Consider the following 391-nt stretch of genomic DNA (forward strand, 5'->3'; position numbering starts at 1 on the left):
CAACCTGATTTAGAAAGACAGTACCTTCAGTAGGATCATTTAATTGCCTAGCATTGCTCAATCTCAATCTAGGATAAGGATTTTTATCATTTTTAGTATTTTGGCTTTTCTTCACCAAAACGCCAAGTGTAGAGAGAGAAGTATAATGAACTAAGTTATAATCTGCAGAAAATTTTTGAAAATTTTCTAAGTCAATCCTTAAAAAATCTTTTATGCATTCAACTGCTTCTTTAATCTTTTTGATACGTTCTGCATCTGAATCTAAATTATGGACTAAATTGGTTGTGTTTTTATCAAGATATTTTATAAAACATTCTAGTTGTTTCTCGTTTACTTGTTGATTATTTCCATTGTTTTTAATCTCTTCAATTATTTTCTCAAGAATAGGGGT

At 28.9% G+C, this 391-nt stretch carries 1 pseudogene; it reads right to left on the reverse strand.

Annotated features, from left to right (window positions below):
* Positions 1-391: pseudogene (locus tag SORDD16_RS11380) on the reverse strand (hypothetical protein); the annotation flags it as partial.

This window comes from Streptococcus oralis (assembly GCF_001578945.1).
Lineage (GTDB): Bacteria > Bacillota > Bacilli > Lactobacillales > Streptococcaceae > Streptococcus > Streptococcus oralis_Q.